Here is an 8,250-nt window from a genome sequence, read left to right as displayed (position 1 = left end):
ATACTTCTCATATAGGCTTTTATCCGAAGTCACAACCCGCTTACTACCAACTTTTGGGTATATTTAATCAAGGTCATTTCTTAGAAAAAATACAAAAGTTATTTCCCAAAGGCTTAGAGTACACCGGAATTGGAGCTTTCACTAAAGAGATCGATGGGAAGACCTTTATCACTGCTATTCTTGATAACAGTTCTGCTGCTCAAGCGGGACTCAAAGTAGGCGACCAAATATTAGCAGTTGATGGCAATCCGTATCAGCCAATCGAATCTTTTGTTAATAAGGCAGGGAAACAAGTCAGTATATCAATTCAACGAACTCCAGATTCAAATAGCAATAAGAATGTAACTGTAGTTCCAAAAATAATAAAACCTACTACAGTTTTCTTAGACGCAATGCGGTCGAGTATTGAAATCATCGAAAGCAATGGTAGAAAACTAGGTTATGTCCATATTTGGTCGTATGCTGGCGATCAATATCAGGAATTACTGGAAGAAGAAATTGCTTATGGACGGCTTAAAGACGCGGATGGGTTGATTTTAGACTTAAGAGATGGCTGGGGTGGAGCTACTCCGAATTATCTAAGTATTTTTTCCGAAAAAGTTCCAGTATTAACCCAAATTCCTAGAGATGGAATAAAAACTACCTTGGATTATCAATGGAGAAAACCCGTTGTGATGCTGGTGAATAAGGGAACCAGAAGCGGAAAGGAAATTTTAGCTTACGGTTTTGAGCAGTATGGAATTGGAAAAGTCGTTGGGAGTCAAACAGCAGGCGCAGTTGTTGCGGCTCGTCCTTTCTTGCTCAAAGATGGAAACCTTCTTTATCTGGCGGTCGTTGATATTTATGTGAATGGAGAACGCTTAGAAGGCAAGGGCGTGAAACCAGATATCGCAGTGCCGTTCCAGTTAGAATATGCTCAGGGAAGCGACCCTCAAAAAGCGAAAGCTTTAGAGGTTCTAGCTGAAGCTGTTAAGAATCAGAATCGAGGGGCATAATTGCATTGATAACCTCTAGTAGAGACGCGATTAATCGCGTTTCTACTATAGCAATCCTATTTGATTTGCGAACATATTTTTTTAAACGAACCGCAAAGACGCCCTAGCGGAGCCATGCGCGTTAGCGCTATAGAGCACGAAGAAAAGATAGAAAGAGAGAGTTTACAACTTATTTAGGATTGCTATATCTCTTTCTACTATCTCAAAATACGCTCAATCATCCCATTGGCTTGCGAACTGTAGCCGCCGCCAAACAAATTGAAGTGATTAAGGATGTGATAGAGATTATAGAGTGTTTTCCGACGCTCGTAGCCTGGATCTAGAGGAAATACTTCGTTATAGCCGCGATAAAAGGCTGCGGGGAAGCCACCGAAAAGTTCTGTCATGGCGATATCAACCTCGCGATCGCTATAATAGGCCGCCGGATCGAAAATGAGGGGTTCTCCCGATGCCGTAAAGCCTGCATTTCCCCCCCACAAATCGCCGTGAACTAGGGATGGTTGAGGGCGATAATCCGCTAACAGTTCGGGAATTGCCGCCAGCAATTGCTCCTGTTGGGGAAAATGACCGCCGCGACGCTTTGCTAACTGAAATTGATAGCCGAGACGATGCTTGGCATAGAATTCCGCCCAATCTGCTGTCCAATTATTGATTTGCGGCGTGGAACCAATGGTGTTATTTCTGTCCCAGCCAAAAGCATCTTTTCCAGCGCATTTGTGCATCGCCGCTAACTTCCGTCCCATTTCTTCCCAAGAATGGGTGTCGCCGCGCCCCATTTCCAGCCACTCCAGTACGATATAGGCAGAATTCCCGCTGGTGCCCCAGCCAATCGGTTTTGGAACCCGAATCGTGTGAGTTTCCTGCATTTGCTGGAGTCCCAGCGCCTCCGCCTCAAACATATCAACCAAAGACGCTTGGTTGATTTTGATGAAGTAGGTGCGTTGCCCATCGCTGACAGCATAGCCTTGATTGATGCAACCACCACTCACCGACTGCCGCTGCTGACTTTGAAACTTTTCACCCGTTAGGCGAGTAATTTGAGCGTCTATTTCTGTCCACATGGGAGAAATTTTAACCCAGAGTCACGCGAAGGTACGCGAAACAAGATTGACTTCTTTGCGTACCTTTGCGTTAACCTTTGCGTACCTTTGCGTTAAAAAAACCTAGCTAGCTGGCTTGATCGCAACCACACCATAAGCATCACAAGAGAGATACTGTTGAGCTGCTGACTGGAGATCCGCCGCTTCCAAGGCTTGAATCCGAGCCGGGTAATTCAATGCTGGAGCCAAATCACCCATCATGGTTTGATAGTAGCCGTATAAGTTAGCGCGATCGCTCGGCGTTTCATTGCCAAAGACAAACCGATTCGCTACTTGCGTCCGGAAACGGGAAATCTCTGCCTCACTCGCGGGTTCTGTCTGGAGGGTGCGAATATGAGCCAGAATCGCCGCTTCCACCTCTGCCAAATTCTCTACCGGCAACTGCGCCCCAATATAGAAGACGCCTTGATGCCGATGGCTCATATTGCTCACCCCAATATTCGTCACCAGGTGCCTATCTTCCCGCAAATCTCGGAACAGCCGCGACATCCGACCTTGTCCCAGAATCACACTCAACACATCCAGCGCGTAAGTATCGGATAAGTGCGTCATTCCAGGCACTCGCCACATCATCACTAACCGCGCTTGCTGCAAGCTTTCATCAACATACTCGCGGCGGACAATTTCCCTAAAAGCAGGTTCGGGAGTAAGGGTTGAAGCGATCGCTTCCTGACTTTCGACTTCTGGCTCTTGAGTGCTGACGCCTATCTCCGTCAAGCCCTGTGCCACAATTTCAATTAATTCCTCAACCGGCAAATTGCCCACAACTGCCGCTGTTATCGATTTGGGTTGATACTGACTGGCGTGGAAATCGCGCATCTGCTGCGCCGTCAGCTGCTCAATCACCGCTGCTGGGCCGAGTACCTGACGGCGGTAGGGCAGGGTGTCAAATGCCACCTCCATCGCCCGCTGGTAAGTCCGGCGGCGAGGATTGTCTTCCGAGCGGCGAATTTCTTCTAAAACGACCAATCGCTCTCTTTGAAAGGCATCCTCTGGAATGCTGGGATTTAGCACTACATCTAGTTGCAATGGTGCCAAATGGGCAAAATCTTTGGGAGCTGTTGTGATGTAGTAGTGGGTATAGTCCTGACTGGTGGCTGCGTTTGTTACGGCACCCCGCTCTTCAATCAGTCGCTCGAATTCTCCACTGTTGAGCCTTGGCGTCCCCTTAAACACCATGTGTTCTAGAAAGTGAGCCATGCCGTTGATGGGGTCTGGCTCATCGGATGAGCCGACATTAATCCACACGTTTAGGTTAACGGCTTCGACGGGCATCTGCTCCGCCACAATCGTTAAACCGTTAGGTAGGCGGTGGAGAGTCGGGGCGTTGAGTGGCGTAGATTTGAGCAGAGTTGAGGTCATGTGTTCTTCGGCGCTGGACTATTTCTCCTTTTATCTTACTCAGTCTGCACCTGTCTCCTCAGCCAGCTCCCCAGCATTGCGCGATCGCTCTCTAGATGTTTTTAAAAAGTTGCCCGCTCCTTTCGCCTTTAACACATATTTCCTTTCCGTGCCATTTTTTCAAGTTAATTAAGAAAGTCAATCATTCTTTAAAATTTGCCTTATTGATTAAAATTTGTTTATTTATGTATTGGGAAATACCTTGATTATGAAAGATTTATTTTAAATTTTTAAAAGCTCGGAAGAAACTCTGTATTTTTAGATAAATTTAAGAATTCCAGAGGCTTTATCAGTCTAGAGACAGATACTATGGTTTAGTCTGATAGACCAAACTAAAGCTTCATTTAACTGGAGTCAGTTGTACTCATGCTGAGTGGATTTTCAGGAAGTACAAATACCATCATTGCAGCGGGTTATTATACAACTGCGTTTTTGATTTATCGCGGTTTTCTCCGAGGGCAGCATCTACTCAGCAATCCATTAGTACTCGTAACTGTAGCAATCTTCTTGAGCTGTGCTATAGAACATTCAGTGCAGCTTTTAACATTAGTCTTTGGTGGGCAAAACGGCTCCCTAATGATACTGAGAATTCAGGGAGGCATGGTTCCAATCATGGCTTTAGTTGTGGGAGCTTTCATGGCTCTGAGGCGTTACTACTCGCTCCTGGTTGAAAACTTCCGAATCCAAAAAAACACGAAAAATCAACTAGCTCAGGCTAAGGCTGAGTTGGAAAGAGCGAACGCCAATTTGGAAGTTTTGGCAGATCGTGCTAAAAACTTATTGCAGACAAATCAACAATTAGAAAGGGAAATTATTGAACGCGAACGGGCACAAAAAGCAACGGCACATACTCATGATTTATTGAATTCCATCGTAGAAAATCTGCCAATTGGAATTTTTATTAAAGAAGTGAATGAATTGCGGTTTGTATTCTGGAACAAAGCCAGCGAAGAACTCACTGGTTATTCTCCGGGAGAAGTGTTAGGCAAGAACGACTATGGCATTTTCCCGCCAGAGCAAGCTGATTTCTTCACAAGTCGCGATCGCGAAGTGTTGGCATCTGGGAAACTTCTGGAGATTCTGGAAGAGCCAATCCAGACAAAACATCAAGGTTTGAGGATTCTGCACACTAAAAAAATCCCGATTTTCGACGAATCGGGAATTCCCCAATATTTGTTGGGCATTTCCGAAGATATCACCGAGCGCAAGCAAGCGCTGGAGGCTTTAGGAGAATCGGAAGCTGCACAAAGCAGCGCGATCGCGTCTCTGCAACAACAAGCAGTCCAGATGAAAAAAGCGATGCAGACGTTGCAAAGCAGTCAATCCCAACTGGTTCAGAACGAAAAAATGTCCAGTCTGGGGCAGTTAGTTGCGGGTGTTGCTCACGAAATTAATAATCCAGTCAGCTTTATTTACGGCAATCTCGCTTACGCAGATCAATACACCCAAAATTTGCTGCATCTTCTACAACTTTACCAGCGTTATTATCCCGATCCAGTCCCAGAAATCGAAGCGTATAAGGAAAATATCGATCTAACTTTTGTCATAGAAGACCTATCGAAGATACTCTCTTCCATGAAGCTAGGGGCAGACCGCATTCGCCAGATTGTTCTGAGTTTGCGGAATTTTTCTCGGCTCGATCAAGCAGAAATGAAGGCGGTCGATATTCATGAGGGGTTAGATAGTACGCTGCTGATTTTACAGCATCGAATGAAAGCAAAGGGGGGAAATCAGGGAATTGAGCTGATCAAAGAGTACGGCGATCTCCCGCTTGTGGAGTGTCATGCTGGACAGATGAACCAGGTGTTTATGAATATCCTCAACAATGCGATTGATGTTTTAGAGGCGTACAGCTATCAGCACTTAGCGATCGCAACCATCGAGAATTTGCATGCCCACTCTCTTGAGTTAGGTCAAACTCCCCCCATTTCCAATACTCAAGTGCCAGTTGCTTCGATTAGAATTCGCACTGAGGTTGTCGAAATTAATGACTGTCCTCAGGTGGTGATTCGGATTCGAGATAATGGCTCTGGCATCCCCCCAGAGGCGATAACACGACTATTTGACCCTTTCTTCACCACGAAACCTGTTGGCAAGGGGACAGGCTTGGGTTTATCCATTAGCCATCAAATTGTGGTCGAGAAGCACGGCGGGGTTCTAACGTGTTCCTCAGAACCCGGACAAGGAACAGAGTTTTACATTGAAATCCCGATTGTTCATCGTCGAGCGCGAACCTGTCAGGAAGCCGAAACTTAATGTAACGTAATATTAAGTCTCGGAAGAGGGAATCCTCGTTCTCAATTCATGCCAAGCTGTCATGTTGTCGTTATCGGTGCTGGAATTGGTGGTCTCACGGCTGGGGCATTACTGGCTCGTCGAGGCTACTCAGTCTTAGTTTTGGATCAAGCTCTGGTGCCTGGGGGATGTGCTTCCACCTTCAAACGCAAAGGATTTACCTTTGATGTGGGAGCGACTCAGGTGGCTGGACTGGAACCGGGGGGGATTCATCACCGGATTTTTCAGGAACTAGAAATTGAGATACCCGCGGCGACGCCTTGCGATCCAGCTTGTGCCGTGTATCTACCGGGAGAAACTGAACCGATTAACGTCTGGCGCGACCCCCAAAAGTGGAAGGCGGAGCGAATTCGGCAGTTTCCCGGAAGCGAACCATTTTGGGAGTTGTTGGCGACTTTATTCCGAGCCAGCTTTGCATTTCAATCGCGCGATCCGGTGCTACCGCCGCGAAATTTGTGGGACTTATGGCAACTGGTATCGGCGGTTCGTCCCGATACATTGATTACTTTGCCCTACACTTTTTTGACAGTCGGGGACGCTTTGCGGGGGTATGGATTGGGCGATAATCAGCGTCTGAGAACGTTTCTCGATTTGCAGCTCAAGCTTTATTCTCAGGTAGATGCGGAGGAAACGGCTCTGCTCTATGCAGCGACTGCGTTGAGTGTGTCCCAAGAGCCGCAGGGACTATTTCATCTCCAAGGCAGTATGCAGGTGTTGAGCGATCGCTTAGTCTCCTCCTTAGAGCGAGACGGTGGCAAGCTGTTGATGCGTCACACCGTTGAACGTATCCACACCACAAATGGCAAAGCCACTGGTGTCGTCATTCGCAATCAAAAAACCGGCGTTGTCTGGACGGAACCCGCCGACCACGTTGTTGCCAATGTCACCGCGCAAAATTTGGTGCAACTTTTGGAAGCCGAGATACCAGCAGGAATTCCTAGTTCGGAACCCAAAACCCAAAATCGCTATCGTCGTCGAGTCGATAAACTTCCCCCATCGTCGGGAGCATTTGTAGTGTATCTCGGTGTCGATCGAAGTGCGATTCCCTCAGGATGTCCGCCTCATTTGCAGTTTCTCTACGATTATGACGGCCCGATTGGAGAAAATAACTCCCTATTTGTCTCAGTGAGCCACCCTAAAGATGGTCGCGCCCCAGAAGGTAAAGCAACTATCATTGCGTCTTCCTTCGTTGACACTCGGAATTGGTGGCAATCTGAAGATTATGAACAGCGAAAGCAACAATATACCGAGGAAGCGATCGCCCGCCTGAGTCAATTTTTTCACTTGACACCAGAAAACATCGTCCATCAAGAAGCCGCTACACCCCGCACCTTTGCCCGCTTCACAGCACGCGATCGCGGTATTGTTGGCGGAATTGGTCAGCGAGTTTCTACCTTTGGCCCCTTTGGCTTTGCCAATCGCACACCCGTCAATCATTTGTGGCTAGTAGGAGATTCCACCCATCCCGGCGAAGGAACCGCAGGCGTCAGCTACTCCGCCCTCACCGTGGTGCGCCAAATCGAAAATACCAAGAATTGATTCAGATGCAAGTGTTACAAATATAGCAATCCTATTTGAGTTGTGAGCCAGCTTTTCAGCTCCCCGACTTCTTTCTCGAAGTCGGGGATCTCGCGTTTACGAATCATTTAGGACTGGATCTAAGTGTTATTAATATGCGCGGTAATTCCGTTTAAAGCTTACAGAAAACCAGAATACCTCGGCTAAGGTAAAGGCATACTGATTTTCTGTAAGGCAATCAGCGACGTAAAACTTAATCGGATTCGACAATCGACCCGCTATTAAACGCTACCCTTTTTTAGCCCTCGTTACGAGTACCGCCCTGTTGTGGCGTGCTTAGTTCCAACAAATCCGGTGTAGCAAAAAAGCCAAAGTACACTGCGATCGCGGCGGTGACTGCATGAAGCCAGACATCGTTGCCAAAGATTGGGATCAAGCCCAAGGTTGACTGGGTAGCCGGAAAAAGCCCCATTAGCGTTAGCACCCCATAGAAAATTCCCAAAAGTCCACTATAGAGACGAGAACTGTCTAAGGCGATGGATGCAAAAATTCCCAGAAGTCCTACGACAAGGTGAACAACATTATGTAAGACATTGATGGGGAATAACCCCAGTAAGTAACCGTATCCACTTGTGTATCCAAGACCCGCCATATCAGGCGTAACCGTAGGCGCTTTCACAAAGGCGGGAATAAATCCCATTACACCACAAAGGAAAAAGAAAATGCCGATAATTAACGCAAATTTTTGCGCTGGGTTCATGCCTTTCATCATTAACTTCCCGTACAAATTTGTATTTAATCTAAGCAGGATTATCAGCTCATTCGCCTTTCCTAAGGAAGAGGTCTTGAATCTACCCAGAGAAAGGGTTTATGTTAAAGGCGAATGTAGTCGATCGTACAACTGTAGCCAACTTAGACTACCAACCTACACTGATCGCTTG

The 8,250-nt window shown here is 46.9% G+C and carries 6 protein-coding genes; 3 read left to right on the top strand and 3 right to left on the bottom strand.

Going from position 1 to position 8,250, the window contains the following annotated elements; genetic code table 11:
• Window positions 1-995, top strand: a 995-nt coding sequence (locus H6F50_RS16850; RefSeq protein WP_190429593.1) for a S41 family peptidase, incomplete at its 5' end; no start/stop codon positions are given.
• A gap of 197 nt (window positions 996-1,192) precedes the next feature.
• Here the strand turns inward: H6F50_RS16850 and H6F50_RS16845 are convergent.
• Both H6F50_RS16845 and H6F50_RS16840 read right to left on the bottom strand, forming a co-directional pair.
• Window positions 1,193-2,056, bottom strand: coding sequence for a fructosamine kinase family protein (locus tag H6F50_RS16845; RefSeq protein WP_190429592.1), 864 nt, complete (start codon window positions 2,054-2,056; stop codon window positions 1,193-1,195).
• 102 nt (window positions 2,057-2,158) lie between these two features.
• The gene (locus H6F50_RS16840; protein WP_190429591.1) at window positions 2,159-3,457 is read right to left on the bottom strand and encodes a pitrilysin family protein; all 1,299 of its coding nucleotides are present in this window, start codon (window positions 3,455-3,457) and stop codon (window positions 2,159-2,161) included.
• A 639-nt stretch (window positions 3,458-4,096) separates the two neighbouring features.
• Between H6F50_RS16840 and H6F50_RS16835 the strand changes: the two genes are divergently transcribed.
• Together H6F50_RS16835 and crtD are read left to right on the top strand one after the other, a co-directional pair.
• Window positions 4,097-5,752, top strand: coding sequence for an ATP-binding protein (locus H6F50_RS16835; RefSeq protein ID WP_190429590.1), 1,656 nt, complete (start codon window positions 4,097-4,099; stop codon window positions 5,750-5,752).
• A 48-nt stretch (window positions 5,753-5,800) separates the two neighbouring features.
• A complete protein-coding gene (crtD, locus tag H6F50_RS16830) occupies window positions 5,801-7,330 on the top strand; it encodes a C-3',4' desaturase CrtD (protein WP_190429589.1) in 1,530 nt (509 codons plus the stop codon).
• Window positions 7,331-7,607: 277 nt separating this feature from the next.
• Here crtD and H6F50_RS16825 read toward each other — a convergent pair whose 3' ends face one another.
• On the bottom strand, window positions 7,608-8,069 hold the full coding sequence (locus tag H6F50_RS16825; RefSeq protein ID WP_242029071.1) for a DUF4383 domain-containing protein: 462 nt from the start codon (window positions 8,067-8,069) through the stop codon (window positions 7,608-7,610).
• Window positions 8,070-8,250 lie beyond the last annotated feature (181 nt).

This window comes from Coleofasciculus sp. FACHB-712 (genome assembly GCF_014695635.1).
In the GTDB taxonomy this organism is placed as follows: domain Bacteria; phylum Cyanobacteriota; class Cyanobacteriia; order Cyanobacteriales; family FACHB-T130; genus FACHB-T130.
The sequence above is the reverse complement of the archived record's forward strand: the minus strand, read 5'-3'. Positions and strand labels throughout refer to the sequence as shown.